20 protein-coding genes are annotated in these 22,395 nt (G+C 30.9%); 19 read left to right on the top strand and 1 reads right to left on the bottom strand.

Going from position 1 to position 22,395, the window contains the following annotated elements; translation table 11 throughout:
* Positions 1–20: 20 nt before the first annotated feature.
* From gmd to QWY92_RS05725, 19 genes are all read left to right on the top strand, one after another.
* Positions 21–1,139: a GDP-mannose 4,6-dehydratase gene (gene gmd / locus QWY92_RS05815; RefSeq protein WP_133967689.1), complete on the top strand. Its 1,119-nt coding sequence runs from the start codon at positions 21–23 to the stop codon at positions 1,137–1,139.
* 5 nt (positions 1,140–1,144) lie between these two features.
* Positions 1,145–2,191: a GDP-L-fucose synthase family protein gene (locus tag QWY92_RS05810; protein WP_290269259.1), complete on the top strand. Its 1,047-nt coding sequence runs from the start codon at positions 1,145–1,147 to the stop codon at positions 2,189–2,191.
* 9 nt (positions 2,192–2,200) lie between these two features.
* On the top strand, positions 2,201–3,625 hold the full coding sequence (locus QWY92_RS05805) for a lipopolysaccharide biosynthesis protein (RefSeq protein ID WP_162857648.1): 1,425 nt from the start codon (positions 2,201–2,203) through the stop codon (positions 3,623–3,625).
* Between the two features lie 7 nt (positions 3,626–3,632).
* Positions 3,633–4,709, top strand: a complete 1,077-nt coding sequence (locus tag QWY92_RS05800; RefSeq protein WP_290269257.1) for a nitroreductase family protein — start codon at positions 3,633–3,635, stop codon at positions 4,707–4,709.
* On the top strand, positions 4,693–5,838 hold the full coding sequence (locus QWY92_RS05795; protein WP_133967698.1) for a polysaccharide pyruvyl transferase family protein: 1,146 nt from the start codon (positions 4,693–4,695) through the stop codon (positions 5,836–5,838). Before QWY92_RS05800 ends, QWY92_RS05795 begins: the two co-directional genes overlap by 17 nt.
* A 43-nt stretch (positions 5,839–5,881) precedes the next feature.
* Positions 5,882–7,036 (top strand): glycosyltransferase family 4 protein, encoded by a 1,155-nt coding sequence (locus QWY92_RS05790; RefSeq protein ID WP_290269255.1) that lies wholly within the window; start codon positions 5,882–5,884, stop codon positions 7,034–7,036.
* On the top strand, positions 7,033–7,620 hold the full coding sequence (locus QWY92_RS05785; protein ID WP_133967702.1) for an acyltransferase: 588 nt from the start codon (positions 7,033–7,035) through the stop codon (positions 7,618–7,620). The genes QWY92_RS05790 and QWY92_RS05785 overlap by 4 nt, the downstream gene beginning before the upstream one ends.
* A gap of 56 nt (positions 7,621–7,676) precedes the next feature.
* Complete coding sequence (locus QWY92_RS05780) at positions 7,677–9,347, top strand: hypothetical protein (RefSeq protein ID WP_290269253.1); 1,671 nt, start codon at positions 7,677–7,679, stop codon at positions 9,345–9,347.
* 181 nt (positions 9,348–9,528) lie between these two features.
* Complete coding sequence (locus QWY92_RS05775) at positions 9,529–10,323, top strand: glycosyltransferase (RefSeq protein WP_290269252.1); 795 nt, start codon at positions 9,529–9,531, stop codon at positions 10,321–10,323.
* 15 nt (positions 10,324–10,338) lie between these two features.
* Positions 10,339–11,007: an acyltransferase gene (locus tag QWY92_RS05770; protein WP_133967708.1), complete on the top strand. Its 669-nt coding sequence runs from the start codon at positions 10,339–10,341 to the stop codon at positions 11,005–11,007.
* A gap of 46 nt (positions 11,008–11,053) precedes the next feature.
* Complete coding sequence (locus QWY92_RS05765; protein ID WP_133967710.1) at positions 11,054–12,262, top strand: hypothetical protein; 1,209 nt, start codon at positions 11,054–11,056, stop codon at positions 12,260–12,262.
* A gap of 12 nt (positions 12,263–12,274) precedes the next feature.
* The gene (locus QWY92_RS05760; protein WP_133967712.1) at positions 12,275–13,531 is read left to right on the top strand and encodes an O-antigen ligase family protein; all 1,257 of its coding nucleotides are present in this window, start codon (positions 12,275–12,277) and stop codon (positions 13,529–13,531) included.
* A 24-nt stretch (positions 13,532–13,555) separates the two neighbouring features.
* Entirely contained in the window at positions 13,556–14,653 is a 1,098-nt protein-coding gene (locus QWY92_RS05755) for a glycosyltransferase (RefSeq protein ID WP_290269243.1), read from the top strand.
* A 2-nt stretch (positions 14,654–14,655) separates the two neighbouring features.
* Positions 14,656–15,201, top strand: a complete 546-nt coding sequence (locus QWY92_RS05750; RefSeq protein WP_290269241.1) for a putative colanic acid biosynthesis acetyltransferase — start codon at positions 14,656–14,658, stop codon at positions 15,199–15,201.
* Positions 15,194–16,396 (top strand): WcaI family glycosyltransferase, encoded by a 1,203-nt coding sequence (locus tag QWY92_RS05745; protein WP_162857650.1) that lies wholly within the window; start codon positions 15,194–15,196, stop codon positions 16,394–16,396. Before QWY92_RS05750 ends, QWY92_RS05745 begins: the two co-directional genes overlap by 8 nt.
* Before the next feature lie 63 nt (positions 16,397–16,459).
* Positions 16,460–17,860, top strand: a complete 1,401-nt coding sequence (locus QWY92_RS05740) for a nucleotide sugar dehydrogenase (RefSeq protein ID WP_290269236.1) — start codon at positions 16,460–16,462, stop codon at positions 17,858–17,860.
* 3 nt (positions 17,861–17,863) lie between these two features.
* Positions 17,864–18,850, top strand: a complete 987-nt coding sequence (locus QWY92_RS05735; protein ID WP_290269235.1) for a UDP-glucuronic acid decarboxylase family protein — start codon at positions 17,864–17,866, stop codon at positions 18,848–18,850.
* 8 nt (positions 18,851–18,858) lie between these two features.
* Entirely contained in the window at positions 18,859–20,208 is a 1,350-nt protein-coding gene (locus tag QWY92_RS05730) for an exopolysaccharide biosynthesis polyprenyl glycosylphosphotransferase (RefSeq protein ID WP_290269234.1), read from the top strand.
* Positions 20,171–20,998 (top strand): glycosyltransferase family 2 protein, encoded by an 828-nt coding sequence (locus tag QWY92_RS05725; RefSeq protein ID WP_290269231.1) that lies wholly within the window; start codon positions 20,171–20,173, stop codon positions 20,996–20,998. The genes QWY92_RS05730 and QWY92_RS05725 overlap by 38 nt, the downstream gene beginning before the upstream one ends.
* On the opposite strand, the gene QWY92_RS05720 is transcribed toward QWY92_RS05725, so the two are convergent.
* A complete protein-coding gene (locus tag QWY92_RS05720) occupies positions 20,979–22,289 on the bottom strand; it encodes a phenylacetate--CoA ligase family protein (protein ID WP_290269229.1) in 1,311 nt (436 codons plus the stop codon). The two genes, QWY92_RS05725 and QWY92_RS05720, sit on opposite strands and share 20 nt — an antisense overlap.
* Positions 22,290–22,395: the final 106 nt, after the last annotated feature.

The following is a 22,395-nucleotide window of genomic DNA, read 5'->3' as shown; positions in this document are numbered from 1 at the left end:
TTAAAATATACTATTAAAAAATGCAAAAAAAAGTAGCATTAATTACAGGGGTTACAGGACAGGATGGAGCTTACTTAAGTGAATTCCTATTAAAAAAAGGATATGAAGTTCATGGTGTTAAAAGACGTTCATCATTATTTAATACCGGGCGAATAGATCATTTATATCAAGACCCTCATGTGGAAGATCGTAATTTTTTTCTACATTATGGGGATTTAACAGATAGCACGAACTTAACACGCTTAATAAAAGAAGTTCAGCCAGACGAAATATATAATTTGGCCGCTATGAGTCACGTTCATGTTTCTTTTGAAATGCCTGAATATACTGCTAATGCTGATGGTATCGGTACATTAAGACTTTTGGAGGCTATTCGTTTTTTAGGGATGGAAAAAAAGACAAGAATTTATCAAGCGTCTACCTCAGAATTGTATGGTAAAGTTCAAGAAGTACCGCAAACAGAAAAAACACCTTTTTATCCAAGAAGTCCATATGCAGTTGCAAAAATGTATGCATATTGGATAACTGTTAACTATAGAGAAGCATACGGAATATACGCATGTAATGGTATTTTATTTAATCATGAATCCCCAGTAAGAGGGGAAACATTTGTTACTAGAAAAATTACAAGAGCGACCTCTAAAATAGCTTTAGGATTACAAGATAAAATTTATTTAGGAAATTTAGATGCTCAACGAGATTGGGGACATGCTAAAGATTATGTGAGAATGATGTGGATGATTCTTCAAGCAGATGAAGCTGAAGATTGGGTTATTGCAACGAATAAAACCACTACCGTTAGAGATTTTGTAAAAATGAGCTTTAACGAGGTTGGTATTGAACTAGAATTTAAAGGCACTGGTTCTGATGAAAAAGGCTATGTTAAAGCCTGTAACAACCCTAAATTTCAAGTAGAAATAGGAAAAGAGGTTATTGCTGTAGATGAAAAATATTTTAGACCAACAGAAGTTGATTTGTTAATTGGTGATGCCACAAAAGCAAAAGAAAAATTAGGTTGGGTACCAGAGTACGATTTAGAAGCATTAGTAAAAGACATGATGTCTAGTGATATTATGCTAATGGAGAAACAACAGTATTTATTAGACGGTGGATATCGAATTAAAAATTATTTTGAATAAATTTAATGGATACTAATTCTAAAATTTATATTGCAGGTCACAGAGGTTTAGTTGGGAGTGCGATATTAGAAAACCTGAAATCTAAAGGATATTCAAATATAGTAACACGAACCCATAAGGAGTTAGATTTGTCTAACCAACAAGCAGTGGCTAACTTTTTTGAAGCGGAAAAGCCAGAATATGTATTTTTAGCTGCAGCAAAAGTTGGAGGTATTGTTGCAAACAATGTTTATAGGGCAGATTTTATTTACGAAAATTTGATGATACAAAACAACGTAATTCATCAAAGCTACGTAAACAAAGTTAAAAAACTATTGTTTTTAGGAAGTACATGTATATACCCTAAAAATGCACCGCAACCTATGCTGGAGAATAGCTTACTAACCGATACATTAGAGTATACTAATGAGCCTTATGCTATTGCTAAAATAGCTGGTATTAAAATGTGCGAGAGCTATAACTTGCAATATGGTACTAATTTTATTTCGGTAATGCCTACGAATTTGTATGGCCCAAATGATAACTTCGATTTAGAAAAATCTCATGTATTACCAGCATTAATACGTAAAATTTATTTAGCTAAACTAATGTCGGAATCTAGGCATGATGAGGTTTTAAAGAATTTAGGAGTAAGTTCTATAGAAGAAGCTAAGGCTTATTTAAGCCAATTTGGAGTTTCTGAAAACAGTGTTGAAATATGGGGGTCAGGAAAGCCAAAACGAGAGTTTTTATGGAGTGAAGATATGGCAGATGCCTGTGTTTTTATTATGGAAAATAGAAGCTTTACCGATACTCATAATAAAGATGATAAAGAAATAAGAAACACCCATATTAATATTGGTACAGGAAAAGATATATCTATTAAAGAATTGGCCGAAACTATTAAACAAATTATTGGTTTTAACGGCGATTTAGTATTTAATGTAGACAAGCCAGATGGTACTATGCGAAAATTAACCGATGTTTCTAAGCTTAATGGTTTAGGTTGGAAGTATAAGGTGGATTTAGAAGCAGGCATAAAAGCTGTTTATAAATGGTATTTAAAGGCTTAAAAAATCAATTTGGATTCTAAAAAAATTATATCAGGAATAAAGTGGACCGGAATCCAGTTTTTTTTAGAATTTTTATTTAAATTTTCTATTAAACTTGTTCTTGCTAAAATACTTTTGCCAAATGAGTTTGGCTTAGTTGGGATGTGTACCGTATTTATTGTAATAGCCGATGGAGCATCAGAGCTAGGTATGAGCGCGGCATTGATACAGCGTAAAGAAGAAGAAGAGGTTAAGGCGATGTATTCAACCGCATTTTGGAGTGGTTTAATTTGGGGCATACTATTGTATGCTATAACAAGCTTTATTATTGGTCCATTTGCAGCGCATTTTTATAATGAACCCATTCTTACCACATTATTTCCTGTTTTAAGTTTAAGCATTTTAATTAGGCCATTAAGTTTAGTTCACGTTGTAATATTAACCCGAGCTATGGATTTTAGGAAAATTGCAAAAATATTCAATATTTCTGCTTTAATAGCTGGTGTGTTAGCACTAATTGCAGCATATTCAGACATGGGTATATGGGCGCTTGTAATAAATAATGTTTTGGCTTTAGGATTAACAATTCCATTTTTATATGTCGCAATTAAATGGAAACCTACATTTGAATGGAATAAAGATTATTTTAAAAGCATATTTGGTTTTGGAGCCTATTCTACCGGAACTAGTATTTTTAGCACCCTAACTTATAATATTGATAATTTAATTGTTGGAAAAATTTTAGGATCCTCCTTACTTGGTGCATATACTTTATCTTTTTCTTTAACAGAGCAACTAAGGCAGATGATAAGTGCTATTTTAGGTAAAGTAATGTTTCCTGTCTATGGAAAATCTCAGGATAATAAAGAGCAGCTTAAAGATTATTTTTTAAAAATAGTAAATTTTAATGCTATTATTATTTATCCTATAATGACTTTTTTGATTGTGTTTTCTAGAGATATCATTGTTGGTTTTTTCGGAGATAAATGGGAGCAAGCGGTAATTCCTCTAAAAATATTATCTTTAGCTGTAATGGTTCATTTATTAGTAAATTCATTTGGAACACTAATAAGAGGTTTAGGAAAGCCAAAGGTTGAAATGAAAATAATTATAGGATTAACTATTTTAATTCTTATTCCATCATTGTATGTAGGAGTTAGTTATTTCGGTCTCGTAGGAGCCGCATATGCCATTGTGTTTAATAAAATAACCTTAGTTGTTACTGCGCTAATCGTGCTTAATAAAGAGGTTGGACTTACTATATTTGATGTTTTTAAAGCTGTTAGAAGTGCTATTGCATCATTGTTATTATCCGTTTGTATAGTTTATATATTAATTAGTTTTAAAATTGAAAATATTTTTATTTTGTCAATCGTCTATGCTATATCTTACCTTGTAAGTGTATATTTTATGGAAAAGAAAAACATTGAAAATATTTTAAAGAACGTACTTTAATTGTTTTATGAAAAAAATATTAGGCAAATTATATTTCAAGGTATTATTATTTAAAAATAATATTTTACCTCGCTATTTTATCGCAACTCCGTTTTTTAGTAAATTATATTATTTTTTATTCTCATCTACTTTTAATAGAGAGCAACATGCTGTTTTAAAAGGTAAAATAAATCATTTAAAAGAGCTAGAAAGAGATAAAGCAAACATTTATACCTTAATACGTAATACTCATAGAATAGAAAAAGGGTTACTAATGCGTCCTAGAAGAGATGTTTTTGCTTTAGACTATATTGAAGAAACTATAGAGGCTTTCTTAAATATATGGGATCCAAAAAAAATAGATATAGACTTGCAATATAAATGGTTTTATGATGTGCTAAGTGAATATTTTTCAACGAGCGGTGATAATGAGCTAATAAGTAAATTGGCTACTAAATTTAATAATAAAGTTATTAATGTAAAAACTAATGAGGCTTCATCTAACGGTATAGAGAAATCAATACCTTATCATAGATTAGAAGAAGAGAAACCAAACATTTCGTATGAAGATTTTTTTAAGTTAATGCGTTTTAGGCGATCTGTTCGTTGGTTTTTAGATAAAAAAGTTCCTAGAACATTAATAGATAAAGCTATACTTGCAGCTGCACAATCGCCTAGCGCATGTAATAGACAGCCTTTTGAGTATAGAGTCATAGACGACCCAGAACTTTTAAAAGGAGTGGTAAACCTTCCTGGAGGCGTTAGAGGGTATGTAGATGGTATTCAGACTATAATTGTTGTTTTAGGTAATCTAGATGCTTATTTTGATGAAAGAGATAGACATGTAATTTATATTGATGCCTCATTAGCCAATATGTCTTTCATGTTAGCATTAGAAACTTTAGGGCTTAGTAGTTGTGCTATAAATTGGCCAGATGTAGAAGTGCTAGAAAAGAAGATGGAACACATATTAAAACTAGAAAAACATCAACGCCCAATAATGTGTATGGCTGTTGGTTATCCTGATCCATTAGGGAAAGTAGCATTTTCAGAAAAAAGAACATTAGAACATATTAGAACTTATAACTATGGTAATTCAAATTGATGGTACAAACACTTTAAATAAAGGTGCCGAGTTAATGCTTGTAGCTTTATTGGAGCAAATAGAAAAACACCATCCGGAAGCAACAGTTTATTATAACACAAATAATATAGGAGAAAAAAGTCAAAAATTTTCAACGAACCTAGCTATACATCAAAGGTTTTGGTTAAGAAATTCAAAATATCCAGTAGGTGTTTTACGCAGACTTAAATTACCTTATACCTTTTTCACCTCTAAGCATCCTGTAAAAGGAGTTAACCTCCTGCTAGATGCTGCAGGGTTTCAGTTTTCCGACCAATGGAATTATACAAAAGAAAGGTTAGATGAGTTAGAAAATTACTATAAAAAACTTAAATCTAAAGGAACTAAAATTATTTTTTTACCTCAGGCATTTGGTCCGTTTAAAACTAATGAAGGAAAAAGAGCTGTTGAGATTATAAACAAGTATGCAGATATTATTTTTGCAAGAGAAGAAATATCATATAATTTTATACTCGAAGCCGGTGCGGATAAAGATAAGGTACAACTATGTACTGATTTTACCTTGTTAGTTAAAGGAGTACTACCAAAACTAGATATTCAACTTAAAGATAAGGTGTGTATTATTCCTAATAAAAAAATGATTACTCACGCCAATAGTAGTAAAAACGAGTATTTAAGCGTTATGGGAGACCTCATATCAATTATACGAGAGTCTGGAAGAGAACCGTTTTTACTTAATCATGAAGGAATAGGAGATCTAGAAATTTGTAACTTAATAAGCAAAAATTCAAATAAACCTTTAGATATACTTAACGGGTTTAATGCAAAAGAGGTTAAAGGTATTATTGGATCTTCGTATATGGTTATTTCTTCAAGATTTCATGGTGTAGCTAGTGCTTTAAATCAAGGAGTTCCATGTTTGTCAACCAGTTGGAATCATAAGTATGAAATGTTATTCAATGATTTTGGATTAAGTAAAGATTATATAATTGGCTTAAAACCTGAAATTGGAGAATTAAACAAAGTTGTTAAAACATTGTTAGATAAGACAGAAAATGAAATTGTGCGAGACAAACTAAAAGAAAGTAGAGTAAAAATAGATAAGAAAGTGAATGAGATGTGGAATTTGATTTGGAATAAAAATATTTAATCAAACCTTTTTATTAAAACTAAAAAGCTATACAACTTACATATTGAAAAAAGAAATTCTATACATACACCACGCAGGAGAATTAGGCGGAGCACCTAAGAGTTTATCTATACTTTTAAATGGGTTAGATAGAAAAACTTACAATGCTACGGTTTTTATGCTTATTGATGGCCCTGCAAAAAGGTTGTTTGATAATGGGTACAATGACGTTATTGTTAGTGAAAAAAGATTGTTCGCTTTTCATGGAACTACAGTGTCTTCAATGAGTTTTAGGTTATTCGTAAAAAATATTCTCTATGTAATCCCTAACGCTATTGCGGCATATAAAATAATTTCTAAAACGAAACCAGATATCGTTCATTTAAACACAACCTGCTTGTTTATATATGCATTTATAAGTAAAGTTTTCTTTAAAGATATAAAGGTAGTAAGTCATGTTAGAGAACCTCTTTTAAATAATTTTTTCGGAAATATTTTAAAGCGATTTAATAATAAATATTGTGATTTTTTTATTCCCATAAATGATTTTGAATCACTACCTTTTAAAAACTCAAAACATCAAGTTGTAAAAAACTCTATAGATACTAATCTCTATAGCTACAACGAGCAAATTAGAAATATCGAGAGAAAAGAATTAGGTTTTAATGATGAAGATTTTGTTATTGGTTATTTTGCACGATTTAATATTGAAAATGGTATAGAAGATATATTAAAAATTGCTCAGGCTTTATACGGTTTAAAAGCATCGGTAAAAATTATAATTTATGGTTTTGAGCCAGAACTATTACCCAAAGAAATAGTAGGAATTGCTAATAAAATGCCTGAAAATGTTATTTTAAAAGGTATGGTATCTAATGTAAACGACAAAATGCAAATGATTGATTTATTATTAAGTCCTTTTAAAGAACCACATTTTTCTAGGTCGATAATTGAAGCTCAATCTTTGTCAATTCCTGTTTTAGTTTCAAATGTTGAATCTCAAAACACTCTTTTATTAAATAATAAAACCGGGTATTTGTACGATTTTGGAAATGTAGAATATGCAGTAGATAAAATTCTATACTTAAAATCTAACCAAGACGTTTTAAATCAAATGAAAAAAGATGCCAGAACTTATGCTTTAGATATGTTCTGTGAAAATAATAATAACAAAAAGATTCATGAAATTTATGATGGATTGTTAGCGCTATCAAAATGAAAAAACTTTATGATTTACTAGTAAATCTTTGGTTTCTAAAAAGCAAAGTAACTAACTTTATTAAACTAAGTTTATTTAAGGTAAAAACCGGAAAAAATTTAAAGATAAATGGAGGGCTATTTTTAAAAGGAAGAGGCCTTTTGGAAGTTGGTGATGATGTTACCATTAATTCAAACTATTTTTTTAATCCAATAGGAGGTCAAACTTTTACTAGTATAGTAGTTGGTAAAAATGCCAAATTAAGTATAGGAGATCGTGTGGGCATATCCAATACAGCAATTTATTGTGCACAAGAAATTGTAATTAAAAATAATGTTTTAATAGGTGGCGATTGTAAAATTTATGATACAGATTTTCATTCGGTTAAAATAGAAGATAGGTTAGCAATACCAGAACAAAACATTCAAACTAAACCTGTTTTTATCGCTTCAGGAGTATTCATAGGTACCGGAAGCATTATATTAAAAGGTGTAAAAATTGGCGAAAATTCTGTTGTGGCTGCAGGAAGTGTTGTATCAAAGTCTATTCCAGCAAACGAAATATGGGGAGGTAATCCTATAAAATTTATAAAGAGAATTATATAGAGTATTATAGTGGTATATTATTAAAAATAAAACCATAATAAAATAATCAAGTTAGAATGACAGTACTTTTAAATACAAAATATTTTACAGTGTTATGTCTGTTATGTAGTTGTTTGTTAAACTCCATAGCTACTTTTGGAAATACAACCGCACTGTTTGAGTATAATGGTTATCTGCACATAAGTAGTTTAGTAAGTTTAACAGATAGAAGTGCTGCTTTTTTAGAGACACCAACCTGGGAAATTTATACTACTGAGGCAATTACAAACACGGATTCTTTAAATTTAGAGTCTAAGGTGTTAGAAAGGGGGTATAATGCCCATAACCTTGTTTGGAGTATTGGAAATTTGTATGATGAAACATTAGAATCCTACCCGCCACAACTTAACGATGGGTGGAAAACTTTAGGCCGAGATAAATTAGGTGTACCCGTTGATTCTAAATTTGTAAATACAAAGGAATTAAATAGAGGACGTATTATTAGTGCTGACAATAGTTTTCTTAAAGAATCTTTATCTCCAGGGCAGTATAATGATAGTGACGCAAGAGTGATATACATAAGACTTCCTAGTGATTATATTTCCGATAGTTCCAACCTAATGGGAGGCTTTTGGGTAAATACAGAGGTGTTAAACGGTAATGGAATTTATATAACAGGAGTTAATGGTGTTCCATATAGGTTAACAAATAGCCAACTAAAAACAGTAGGAAGTAAAATGCTTAGATGGGGTGTGCAAAGAGAAGCGCCGCCATGTGCCGAAGTAACGGAAGTTTATAAAGATTATAGTTTTTTAACTTTAGATTTTAGTGTATTGCGTTATGTAATATCTATAGCAATACATCATGAGAGTCCGAATAAGGTAAATACTTTTGAAATTTTTAATCCAGTGCTTATAGAAGGGAAGTATACCTTAGATCCGTTCTATGATTATCAATCTGAAGCTGAAACAAAGAATTCAGATAAAATAGGGAAAACATGTATAATTGTAGGAGATAGCCAACATCAAGATCGTATATTTCAACGTATGATTGCTAGAAAAACAGGTATGAATGTGATTTCAATGGCAAAAGGAGGCCACTCTATTAAATATCAGAGTAAAAATTCCAAACGATCAAATATGTTTTGGTTTTATTCGAAAACTTTAAAAGATATTGTACTTTCAAATAAAAATATAGATTATTATATTTTACCTCTTTCAACAAATGATGCCGAAGGCGGAGGAGTGCTTTCCCTAGAAACTATACAAGCTGTTATAGATAATTATCCGTTTTATGGTGACAGTCCTGAAACTGTCTCTAAAAAACTAGCCTTATTTAATGCTATGAATGGTAAAACTAAAGAGGAAGTATTTGGTTATAAACAAACGTTTGCTGCATATATTATGCAGTTAAAATTAGTTAATCCAAATGCGAAATTTTTATTAGCATCTATTCCAATTTCACCTACTCATTTAACGGGTGAATTAAATAGCGAAGGGCATGGTGTATGGAAGGATGGTTGGAATGCTAAAAAAGCAAAAGAAGATAGAGAGTGGATTTTTAATAGTATAAGAAAAGACAGCAAAACTGTAGCCAAATGGTCCATGGCAGATTGGGTTGATTTAATGAATAAGGTTGATTTAAATTTTGAAAATGCACCTCAATTTTGTAGCGATGGAACACATTGGTTTCCTGAAATAAAAAAAAGAATAGGGGAGGTTTTAAGTAATGAATTATTAAAAATATAATACATGCATGTTATCTATAATAACTGCAGCATGAATTCTAAAAAATATTGAAAATGACTATCTAGATAGTGTTGAATAAATATCGTTTAAGTTTAGTACATGAAAGATTAAATGTAGTAAAACCATAACAAACAGTAATTAACTGTAAACTTAACAGGATAATAATACGCTAAAAATTATTATGGAAAATAAAAAAACAGTAATACCTGATACATTAGTTATAACGGCGACACTTGGTTCTCGTGAGACCCTAGACAGAACTATAAAATCGGTTATATCATATGGTGGAAATCGGGTAAAACATATTTTAACTTGTCCAAAATCAAAAATAGATGGACTTTCAAAAAAGTATCCGTTTTTAGAAATTATTCCAGAACCAGAAGGAAGAAAGGGTATTTATTCAGCATTAAATAATGCTATTGGTAAATATGCCAAAAACTATAAATACGTTACGTTTATAAATGATGATGATTATTGGTTGCCAGATTTTAAAAAACTGTTTTCGGCAATGGATAATGATGAAGACTTAGATGCCGTTTATGGAAGAACCATGTTTATGTCGGAAGAAGATACAATTATAGGTGAACAAACATCCTCATCAAGATATAAAGCTTTTAAAGCATTATTGTCTAAAAAAATAGTGCTCTTTACACAGCAGTCCACATTGATTAAAAGTGAATTGTTTTATATAATAGGTGGCTTCGACGAAAGTTACAAACTAATTGCCGATTCTAAATTTTGGGTTGAAGCAATTGATCTAAATACTAAATTTAAATACGTTAATGTATTAGCTGCAGCATATACCCTTCAAGCAGGACAATTATCTTCAGATAAAGAAACCCAAGGCGCAGAGTATATTAAATTATTAAATGAATCGAATTTTAAATCGGTTGGTTTTTCTGATATTGTAATTGAAAGTTTTCTTTTTCGAATGGCAAACATTTCGATATACCTAAAACGGTATTTAAAATTGTAATTAAAATTGTTTAAGGTGAAAAAAATATTATCCATCATTATTCTCTTTTTTCCATGGAAAATTAGGCGATTCTTCTTAATAAAAATTTGGAAATATGATATCCATTCTGAAGCTAGAATTGGGTTCTCTTATATATACCCAAGAATGTTAAAAATGGCTAAAGGAAGCGAAATAGGACACTTAAATGTGGCCGTAAACCTAGAACTAATGGTTTTAGGAGAAAATGCATCTATTGCACGATTAAATTGGATTACAGGTTTTCCTGTTAATTCAGAATCTTTACATTTTAAACATCAAAAAGAAAGAAGGAGTGAATTAATTTTGGGAGATAATTCTGCTATAACTAAACATCATCATATAGATTGCACAAATCAAGTAAACATAGGGAGCTATGTAACTATTGCAGGTTATTATTCTCAATTACTTACGCACTCTATAAATATTGAAGATAATAGGCAAGATAGTAAGCCTATAAAAATTGGAGATTATAGTTTTATTGGTACTAATAGTGTTATACTCGGTGGGGCCGTATTACCTTCGTATTCTGTGTTAGGAGCAAAAGCCTTGTTAAATAAGGCCTACGAAGAAGAGTATGTTTTATATGGGGGAATTCCTGCAAAACCTGTTACAGCACTTACTAAAGATGCCAAGTATTTTAAACGAACAGAAGGTTATGTTTATTAATACTAGAATAAAAAGAAAGTAATAAAAAAGAAGAACCCATTATTAAATGATAAATACAGATTTTAAAATTAGAACAAAGTTCTCAATAGACTCTTACCTTGAGTTTACTTCTGTTTTAATGGTTTTTATGCAAGGCTTTGTAATTACAGGCCTACCTATCATTGATTTGAAACTCTATTATCTTTTTTTAATTACTAACAGTTTAATGATATATTTAAAATATGGGGTTAAGCTGAATAAGTATTTATTTTTATTCTTAGGGTTTGCTTTGGTACATGGTTTTATAACTTATGTTTTATTTGGTACGCCATTAATTTATCTTATTAAGCAATTTATTGGAATCTCTTTTGCAGCTGTATATTTTAATAATGTTTTCATTGTTTACGATATAAATAAGCTCTTTAAAATCTATCTGAAATTAACAATAATATTCTGTGTTATAGCAATTATTTTTTACCCAACAGGTTTATTAGATAAAGAAACAAACCGAATGGATGGTTTAATGTCTGAACCTTCTAAGTTTATAATTGTTAATATACCAGCATTGTATTATTTTTTAAAACAAAAAAAATACAGGAATGCTTTTATACTGTTTTTAGGTATTATTTTAGCCAAGTCTTCATTGGGATATATAGGCGTTTTAATTATTTTATTATTTCTATTCTTACGAAAGGAAACGTTAAAATATTTAGGTTTTACCATAATCCCGTTCTTTATAGTTATTCCTTTTTTACAGAACAATGATCATTTTCAATCTAGATTAAACTCAACTTTAGAAAACCTAGAAGTATTTCAAACTCAAACATTTTCTAGGCAGGTTAATATTAGCACTTACGCATTATTAAAAAATGGTTATGTAGCAGTAAATAATTTTGGTGATTATATTATAGGCACTGGGTTAGGCTCGTTTGGTTACAGGCACGATTATTATATAAAAGAATTAAATATACCCGATTTTATTTATATTATAGGAATGGACGACTTAAATAGAGAGGATGCTAACTCCTTGTTTTTAAGGGTTTTGTCGGACTTTGGCCTGTTTGGGTTATTCTTTATAATTATATTTCTGTTTCTTGGTTTAAAAGCACATTTCACAAATTATTCCTCAGAGAAAAAAGCTATATGTACAGGGTTCTTTATTTACTTTTTACTAAAATTGATAAGAATGGGGCACTATTTTCCTGAAGAAATGTTTTTTTTCCTATTTATGTTCTTTTTTATGCTGCCAAAATTCAAAATCAAAAGAATCAGTTAATTGTATTTTAGAATGTTAAGAAATCTACCTTATAAAAAGTATTTAACAGTTAGTTTTTTGTTTTTTGCAATATTTCCATTGCTGCCAGTCAAATTATTAGGGTTACCGGTTATTATATTTTTTATAGCAACCGTAATAAGCTTTTTTTATAACCATAAAAACAACTTAAATTACAAGGTGTTTTTTATAGCAATTATTCCCTATTTATTGTTTTTAGTATCAGCTTTATATTCAGAAGATGTAGGATATGGGCTGGCTAAAGTTTTTGAAACAAGGCTTTCTTTACTTATTGTACCTCTTAGTTTTTTTTTATTAAACAAAGACTCTATTTCTTTACTCAAGTTAAAATGGTCTAAATTTCAATTAATTTATACGCTAAGTTCATTATTACTATCTATAATATATATACTCTACCTTCCTTTTGTAAAAGTCTCTGCCAACCCCCATTTTAGATTTCCATCAGGTTTTTTTTTTAAATCGGCAGCTTCAAATCTTCCCTATTGGAATTTAGAACCTGTTTATTTTTCGCTTATTATTGTTGTGGCTTTTGTACTTGTGTGCAAGTTATTTCATGAAAATAAAATCAGTAAAATTTATTTCTTTTTATCAAGCTTTATATTCTTAGTTATATTAGTGTTAATGATTAGTAAGGTTGCTGTAGCATTTGTTGGCTTATTTTTACTATGGTTTTTGTTTTACCAAGTGAAAATATTAAAATATAGAATTATTGCAGTATCAGCACTTGCATTAATTGCTATATATTCCTGTTATAAAATTCCGTCTATTAATTATGAAATCCAAGAAATATATTATTCAATAAAAGGCGAAAAAAGAACAAAAGATGATTCAACAGATCAAAGAAAACGAGTTACAGAATCTGCTATTGAATTAGCCTTTAAGGTGAATCCTTTTTTTGGTACAGGTATAGGCGATGTGCAAAATGATCTTAATAAGATTTACGAAGAAAAAAACTACAAGGATCTTCTAATAAAAAAGTACGACGCGCACAATCAATTTATAAGTATGTATTTAGGTGTTGGTGCCATAGGAATAATTGGCTTAACACTATTATTGTTCAGCATTATTAAAACATGTATAAACAATCAACTCATTTTTATTTTATGGATTCAGTGTTTTTTTATTTTACAAATGTTCACCGAAACCCTTTTAGAAAGACAAGTACCAATAATTTTATGGTCTTTTATCACTTCATTTGTTTTATTTTTGTATCCATTTAAAGGTAGAATTTTGTCCTATCAAAATAAATAATATAGAATATAACAAAGGCGTTTTATGAAAATTCTGCACATCATTGAAGATTATAGTGTTAATAGCGGTGGTTTAAGGACTGTTGTAAAAGATTTGAATGAACATTTAAACGAATTAGAGAATATTGAGTCCTTTATACTATCCTCACAAGAAGAAAATGGAGATGGTATTTATTTAGTAGACGATGCTAAAAACAAACCTTGGGTGTACTCTAAAAACTGGAGCCTTAAAATAAATGATATTGTATTAAAAAATAGCATAAACCTAATTCATATTCACGGCGTATGGATGTTTCCTCAATATATTGCGGCTAAGTACGCTTTTAAAAATAATATATCTTACGTTATATCTCCTCATGGTATGTTTGAACCATGGCTTTGGACGAAAGGGAAGTATAAAAAGAAAATATATTTTAATTTATTAACTAAAAAATTATACACTAATTCGAATAGAATACACGCTATTACCTTTGATGAACAACAAAACTTAACCAAACTTTTTCCAAAATCTAAATTTGTAGAAATACCCAATTTAGTAGATTTTGAGAAAGAAGATAATCTTGAAGAAAGAGACTCAAATGAGAAATATATTCTGTTTCTAGGAAGGTTACATGAAAAAAAAGGGATTGATTTATTAATTAGTTGTTTTGCAGAGTTAAAAACAGATAACATTGTATTGAAAATTGTTGGTAGCTTTAATGAGTACAAATTGGAATTAGACCAACTCGTAAATAAGTATGGAATTCAAGAAAAAGTTCAATTTTTAGGTTTAATAAAAGGTGAGGAAAAAAAGAAAATTTTTAGAAATGCTTTTGTCTTCATTGCACCATCATACTCTGAAGTCGTAGGAATGGTGAACTTAGAAGCTGCTATGGAAAAAACACCAGTAATAACAACGTTTCAAACAGGCTTAAATAAAGCTTGGAATGAAAATGGAGGCTTGTTAATTAACCCTAACAAATCAGAATTAAAAATAGCTTTAAATAAAGTGCTTAATTGGTCGGATGGAGAAAGGAACAAAAGAGGAAGGTTACTTTTCGATTTTGTTAAAAAGCACTATTCTTGGTCTTTAAGAATGAAAGACTGGGTGGAAATATATCATAGAATGATTAATAAAAAATAAGAATGTATCAACTTAAAAACTTTAAAGTTCCTGATAATTTTCGTGGAAAACCAGGATGGTATGTTCAACTTTGGTGGCTTACCCAATCTCTTTTTTTTAAAACATCTCCTCAGGTTTTATATGGATGGCGTAGGTTTTTATTGCGCCTTTTTGGAGCTCAAATCGGTAAGAAAGTAATTATTAGACCAAGTGCCCAAATAACATATCCATGGAAGGTTAAAATTGGCGATTATAGTTGGGTTGGCGATGATGTTGTATTATACAGTTTAGGCGATATTGAAATTGGCGAAAACTCTATTATATCTCAAAAAAGTTATATTTGCACTGGTACGCACGACTATTCTAAATCTGATTTTCCAATATTGGCTAAGAAAATTACCATTGGAAACGGATGTTGGTTAGCTACAGATGTTTTTGTTTCTCCGGGAATAACAATAGCTGATGGTGTTGTTGTTGGAGCAAGAAGTACAGTAATTAAAGATTTAGACGCGGCTTCGGTTTACGTGGGCTCACCGGTAAGGTTTATAAAGAAAAGAAATTTTGAGTAAAAGAATCACAATAATAGGGATAAACTATTACCCAGAGGATAGCGCAATTGGATTGTACACAACCCAAAAAGCTGAATATTTGGTTTCAAAAGGATTGGATGTAACCGTTATTACAGGTTTTCCTTACTATCCACAGTGGGAAATTAGAGAAGATTATAAATCTAAAGGCTACTTTGTAAACGAAACCATAAATGGGGTTAAAGTTTATAGAAGTAAGCAGTATGTGCCTAAAGACCCTACTTTTATTAAACGAATACGTCATTTAATAAGTTTTACTTTCGGAAATTTTTTAAATCTTTTCAAAACAAATAAACCCGATGTGGTTATATCCATTATACCATTTACCACTTCAGCACTATTAGGCTGGTTTTTAAAAATTAGATATAAGTGTAAGCATTGGGTGCATATTCAAGACTTTGAATTCGATGCTGCCATAGATTCTGGATTGCTAAAAGGAAATAAAAAAAGTGTTATTAAATTTTTACAAAGTATTGAAGGCTTTGTTTTAAAAAAAGCAGACATTGTATCTACCATAAGTCATGGTATGATAAAAAAGCTAAAAGCTAAAACGGATACAAAAACATATTATCTTACCAACTGGATAGACGTTAGTAAGTTTAGCTCAACAACATTAGAAACGCACCCATATTTAACATCCAATAAATTCAAAATTTTATACTCTGGTAATATTGGGGCTAAACAAGATTGGGACTTCTTTGTAAACGTTCTAAAAAAGTTAGAGAAATTATCAGATGTCGAGGTTATCTTAGTGGGAGAAGGTGCTGAAAAAGAAAACGTACTAGAAAAAATAAAAGACTTTAACTTTGTAAAGCATTTTAATTTGGTGCCTTATGCCGAATTAGCAAGTTTGCTTTCTAGTGCAGATGTGCATATATTGTTTCAGAAAACAGATGTTATAGATACCGTGATGCCGTCCAAAATACTTGGCATGATGGCTAGTGCAAAACCATCAATTGTAACCGGAAACATAAAGAGTGAAGTTGCTATGGTTTTTGAAGATTCACATGGTGGTTTTTATTTCGATGGAGAGTCCACAAATCAGGTTATAGATCAAATTAAGATTTTAAAAGAAGATAAAGCATTATGTACTAAATTAGGTAAAGGTGCTAAATTGTATGTTGAAGAAAAATTTTCTAAAGATAAAGTTTTGAATGATTTCATCGAAAAACTTTAAATTTCTTATAGTAATTATTATTACTGTTCTAGATTTACAATTATCATTAAACGAATAATATAAATGAATATTAAAAACATATGTTGTATTGGAGCTGGTTACGTTGGAGGTCCAACTATGGCAGTAATAGCCAAACAGTGCCCAAACATTAAAGTAACCATTGTAGATATAAATGAAGCCAGAATTGCGGCGTGGAACTCGAATAATTTTGACGCTTTACCTGTTTTTGAACCAGGTTTGGCAGAAATTGTAAAAGAAACTAGAGGTAGAAATTTATTTTTTTCAACAGATGTAAATAAAGCCATTGATGAGGCTGAAATGATATTTATTTCAGTAAACACCCCTACTAAAACATATGGGAAGGGAAAAGGTATGGCTGCCGATTTAAAATATATTGAATTATGTGCTAGACAAATAGCACAAGTGGCTAAGGAAGATAAAATTGTTGTTGAGAAATCAACATTACCAGTGAGAACAGCATCTGCTATTAAAAGTATTTTAGATAATACAGGTAATGGTGTACAATTTCAAATATTATCAAACCCAGAGTTTTTAGCTGAGGGTACAGCTGTTCAAGATTTGTTATTTCCTGATAGAGTATTAATTGGAGGAGATACTGCTACTAACGAGGGGCAGAAAGCCGTACAGTCTTTAGTTGAAATATATACAAACTGGATTCCAAAAGCACAAGTATTAACCACAAATTTATGGTCTTCCGAGTTATCTAAACTTACAGCAAATGCATTTTTAGCACAACGTGTATCATCTATAAATGCGATGTCTGAAATTTGTGAAAAAACAGGCGCCGATGTTCGCGAGGTTTCAAAAGCCATAGGTATGGATAGTAGGATTGGTTCTAAATTTTTAAATGCCTCTGTTGGTTTTGGTGGTTCATGTTTCCAGAAAGATATTTTAAATTTGGTTTATATAGCTAAAAGTTATGGTTTAGATGAAGTGGCCGATTATTGGGAACAAGTTATTATAATGAATGAGCATCAAAAAAATCGATTTTCTGATAATATTGTAAAAACACTTTATAATACTGTTTCTGGTAAAAATATAGCATTCTTAGGTTGGGCCTTTAAAAAAGATACAAACGATACCAGGGAATCTCCGGCAATTAAAGTTGCTGATAATCTCTTAAACGAACAAGCTTTAATTTCTGTGTTTGACCCTAAAGTTGTAGAAGAACGTATTTATGCCGATTTAGAATATTTAAACAGTCGTGATCCTCAAGAGAATAGAACCTTGTTAAGTGTAAAGAAAGATCCATATCAAGCCTGCCATAACGTACACGCCGTTGCTATTTTAACTGAATGGGATGTTTTTAAAACTTACGATTGGCAAAAAATATATAATGGCATGCAAAAGCCAGCTTTTATATTCGATGGTAGAGGGGTGTTAGATAAAACGCTTATGGAAACTATAGGTTTTACATATTACAAAATAGGTAGCGGAAATTAAATTATGAAAAACGTTTTAATAACAGGAGCAGCAGGTTTTTTAGGATCGCACCTTTGTGATAGATTTATTAAAGAAGGTTTCCATGTCATTGGTATGGATAACTTTATTACCGGAGATAAAAAAAATATAAGCCATTTAGAAGGTAATGATAACTTCCAATTTATAGAACATGATGTTACTGAATTTGTTAAAATTGAAGGTGAATTAGATTATATTCTACATTTTGCTTCGCCTGCAAGCCCTATTGATTATTTGAAAATTCCAATTCAAACATTAAAAGTAGGTTCTCTCGGAACGCATAATTTATTAGGGTTAGCAAAAGCTAAAGGAGCAAGAATATTAATTGCTTCAACATCCGAGATTTATGGCGACCCATTAGTGCATCCGCAAACTGAAAGCTATTATGGAAATGTAAATACAATTGGACCAAGAGGGGTGTATGATGAAGCCAAACGTTTTCAAGAGTCCATTACTATGGCTTACCATCGATTTCATGGCCTCGAAACACGCATTGTACGAATATTTAATACCTACGGACCAAGAATGCGACTAAATGATGGGCGCGTAATTCCTGCTTTTATGGGGCAAGCGTTAAGAGGAGAAGATTTAACTATTTTTGGAGACGGATCCCAAACACGATCATTCTGTTATGTGGATGATCAAGTAGAAGGTATTTATAACTTATTGTTCAGTGATTATGTCGAACCTGTAAATATTGGTAATCCTCACGAAATTTCGATAAAAGATTTTGCAGAAGAAATTATTAAGTTAACAGGTACAAAACAAAAAGTTGTTTACAAAGATTTGCCTATTGATGATCCTATGCAAAGACAACCGGATATTGCATTAGCAAAAAAAATATTAAATTGGGAGCCAAAAGTAACCCGAGAAGAGGGATTGAAAATTACTTTTAATTATTTTAAAACGCTATCAGCTAACGAATTATTAAAACGTGAGCATAAAGATTTTAAAAACCATATAAGAAAGTAGATCGAGGTATGTTTAAACAAGGTAGATATTCAGGCTTAATTAAGCCTATTTCGTACTTGCTAGATTTAAGTATCATAGTTGGTTGTGTTTTTTTATTTGAAATAAATATAACTAACGTGTATGGTTTTTTAATATATGTTGGTCTTTTTTGGGTAATTATTGCTTTTACAAATCATTTTTACGAAATACATAGACACACACGCATTGTTCAAATTTTAACATTGCTATTTAAGCAAATGTTGTTTTTTTCAATTATTCTATACGCTTTTATTGGTCTTTTTAAACAACCAAACATCAGTCGCCTTGAATTAGGAAACTATTTATTATGCACTTTTATACTTGTTACTTTTGTGAAGTTTTTGATATATTTTTTATTAAATATATACAGGTCAACTTTAGGGGGGAACTTTAGAAGTGTTATCGTTATTGGCAATAATGAAAAAACAAGACAACTGATTAATATTTTTAATACACGACAAGATTTTGGGTATAAATTCCAAAAACAATTTACTATAAAGGATGACGATTTCTCCCTTCAAAAGTGTTTTAATTATGTTATAGAAAATGATATTCATGAAATCTATTCATCCGTAGCAGGGCTGTCTAATAAGCAAATAAACATGCTTACAGATTTTGCCGATAACAACTTAAGAGAACTTAAGTTTATACCAGATAATAAGGATATTTATTCTAAAAAATTGAAGTACGAATATTACGATTATATTCCCATTTTATCCCTTCGAAGCATTCCTATTCAAGAGCCCTTAAATAAAATATCTAAACGTGTTTTCGATATCTTATTTTCGTCTTGCATCATTGTATTTGTTTTATCTTGGTTAACACCAATAATTGCGATTTTAATAAAATTAGAATCTAAAGGGCCTGTGTTTTTTAAACAATCTCGAAACGGTTTCAATTATAAAGAGTTCGATTGTTTTAAATTTAGATCGATGACACCTAATGAAAATGCGCATTTAAACCAGGCGACCAAAGGAGATATGCGCATTACTAAAATGGGAGCATTTATACGTAAAACTAGTATCGATGAGCTGCCTCAATTTTTTAATGTGCTTTTTGGCGACATGTCTGTTGTTGGTCCACGACCTCATATGGTAAGTCATACTAATATGTACGCCCGAAAAGTAGATAAGTTTATGGTGCGCCACTTTGTAAAACCAGGTATTACTGGCTTAGCCCAAGTAAGCGGTATGCGCGGTGAAATAGAAGACGATAAAGACATTATAAATCGTGTGAAATATGATATTTTTTATATTGAAAACTGGTCGTTACTTCTCGATTTAAAAATTATAGTTCAAACCTTTGTCAACGCTTTACGAGGCGAAGAAAAAGCGTATTAAAACAACACATTTGGCAGCTTCAGTTTCTATAATAACACCGATGTTTAATTCTGAAGATTTTATTTCGGAAACCATTGCTAGTGTTATTAATCAGACTTATAAAAACTGGGAACTATTACTAATTGATGATGGCTCTACAGATGGCACGATTGATTTAGTTCAGCCCTTTCTTAATTCACACTCAAACATCAAGCTCTTAAAAAACGAAACCAATGCGGGGGCTGCGATTTCTCGGAATAAAGGTATTCGGGAAGCTAAAGGCGATTATATTGCTTTTTTGGATGCAGATGATTTATGGAAACCCACAAAAATAGAAGTACAATTAGCCTTTATGGAAGCAAATAAGTGTGATGTAAGCTTCACAAGTTACGAACTCATAAATGAGTCTGGAAAATTGCTAAACAAGGCTAAAATCGCTTTAAAAAGTGTGTCCTATTCAAAAGAGTTGAAAAGTAATTACATCGGAAATTTAACAGGCATGTATCACGCTAAGGTTTTAGGTGAAATTATCACACCGAATCTCCGAAAGCGACAAGATTGGTTATTGTGGTTGGCGGCTATAAAAAAATCAGGGAAACCCGCACAAGGGATTCAGGAATCTTTAGCTTACTATCGTATTCGCGAAAACTCCATGTCTGCCAATAAATTCAGTTTAGTAAAGCACAATTACTGGGTCTATAAAAAAGGTTTAGGATTTTCTACCCTAAAATCGATGTATTGTATGGTCGTATTTTTGAAAGAGCACTTTTTTGTAAAACCTAAAGAAGTGGTTATTTCAGGTAAGACTTAAACTGCTTTAGTTTACCGCTTTTAGCGCGTTTTAGTTCTGTTTTGCGTTCGAAATTCACCATTAATCCAGGTTCTAAATATGTGTCTATGGCCTTTTTTATTGCTTTTAAATGGGTTTCGCTTAACGCGGAAGTGCTTACGTAACTAATTCTAAATACATCTCGTTTTAACTGTTCAATAGTAAAAGCCTTAACGTTGCCTTCGTTTTCAATAATGGTTTTTGTAACGTAATAAAACGTTAATCCTGCGGCTTTTTTTCCGCTAGGCAATTCAATAATATCACTAGTTCGTCCAGTTAAGCTTTCCAAAATAGGTTTTTCGGGCGTACTATATTTTGAAAGTTTCCCAATATCACCTAAATCGTATCGAATAAACGGATGTGCTTTATTGTAAAGCGCCGTTATCACAATGCGGCCCACTTCGCCGTAAGGTAAAACGTTGTTGTTGTCATCTAGAATTTCAACAAACAAATCTTGAGTGTTAATAAGCCATTCGTTATGCCGATTTTGGAAGGCAATTAATCCCAATTCCGCAGCACCATATTCATTGATAATTGGAATTCCAAATTGACGCTCTAGCAGTATTTTATCATCTTCAAAAAGCATTTCTGAAGTCACAATACAAGCTTTTAGCGATGGGCAAATGTTGTTTAAGACTAGATTTTTAGCTTCAAGATATTTCGCAAACTGTACAATAGCGCTCGTGTAACCGTTAATATAGTCAAACGAAGTGCTTTTGAATTTTTCTACATTTTTCTGAAATTGGGAATCACTTAAATCAAAAACGGAAAAGCGATGACGTTTGCTCAATCTATCTTTTAAACGTTCTTTATAATATCCCTTTTTGTTCAACGGAATACCGTAAAACCGCGCTTGCTTAGATTGGTTGAAATTGAGGTTAAACCAACCATAGCGATCTATAAAAACAGACCAAGATAAGGCATGACAAAATTTATCTTTAGCAAAAATAAAGGGGTCTCCCGATGAGCCTGATGTTTTATTTATATAAATATTTTTAGAAGCATACCCTTCGGAAAGTCGGTTGTTTAGAGGTTGTTGTAAATCGCGCTTCATCATTACTGGTAGGCTGTTCCAGTCTTTTGGATTCGCGTCTTTAACAAAGTTTTTATAAAACTGATTATGTTTTAAATGATGCTCAACAATGGCTTGTTTTGATGTTTCAACATAGGTTTTAAAATCCTGAGTTTGTTTTGTTTGAATTTTTTGAAAAAATGCCTGAGCTTCCGTTATCGGGAAACCATTGAGTTTTAAAGACAGGTCGAATAATTTCAAAATACAGTAGGCTTAAATAGTTTTTGTAAAGTAAATAAAAAATATTCGTGTTTTCGTGGCATTAGTTTTATTTTTGTCTTCGGAAAAACAACAACTAAATTTATTT

The sequence above is a fragment of the Algibacter miyuki genome (assembly GCF_030409805.1).
Lineage (GTDB): Bacteria > Bacteroidota > Bacteroidia > Flavobacteriales > Flavobacteriaceae > Algibacter > Algibacter miyuki.
The sequence above is the reverse complement of the archived record's forward strand: the minus strand, read 5'-3'. Positions and strand labels throughout refer to the sequence as shown.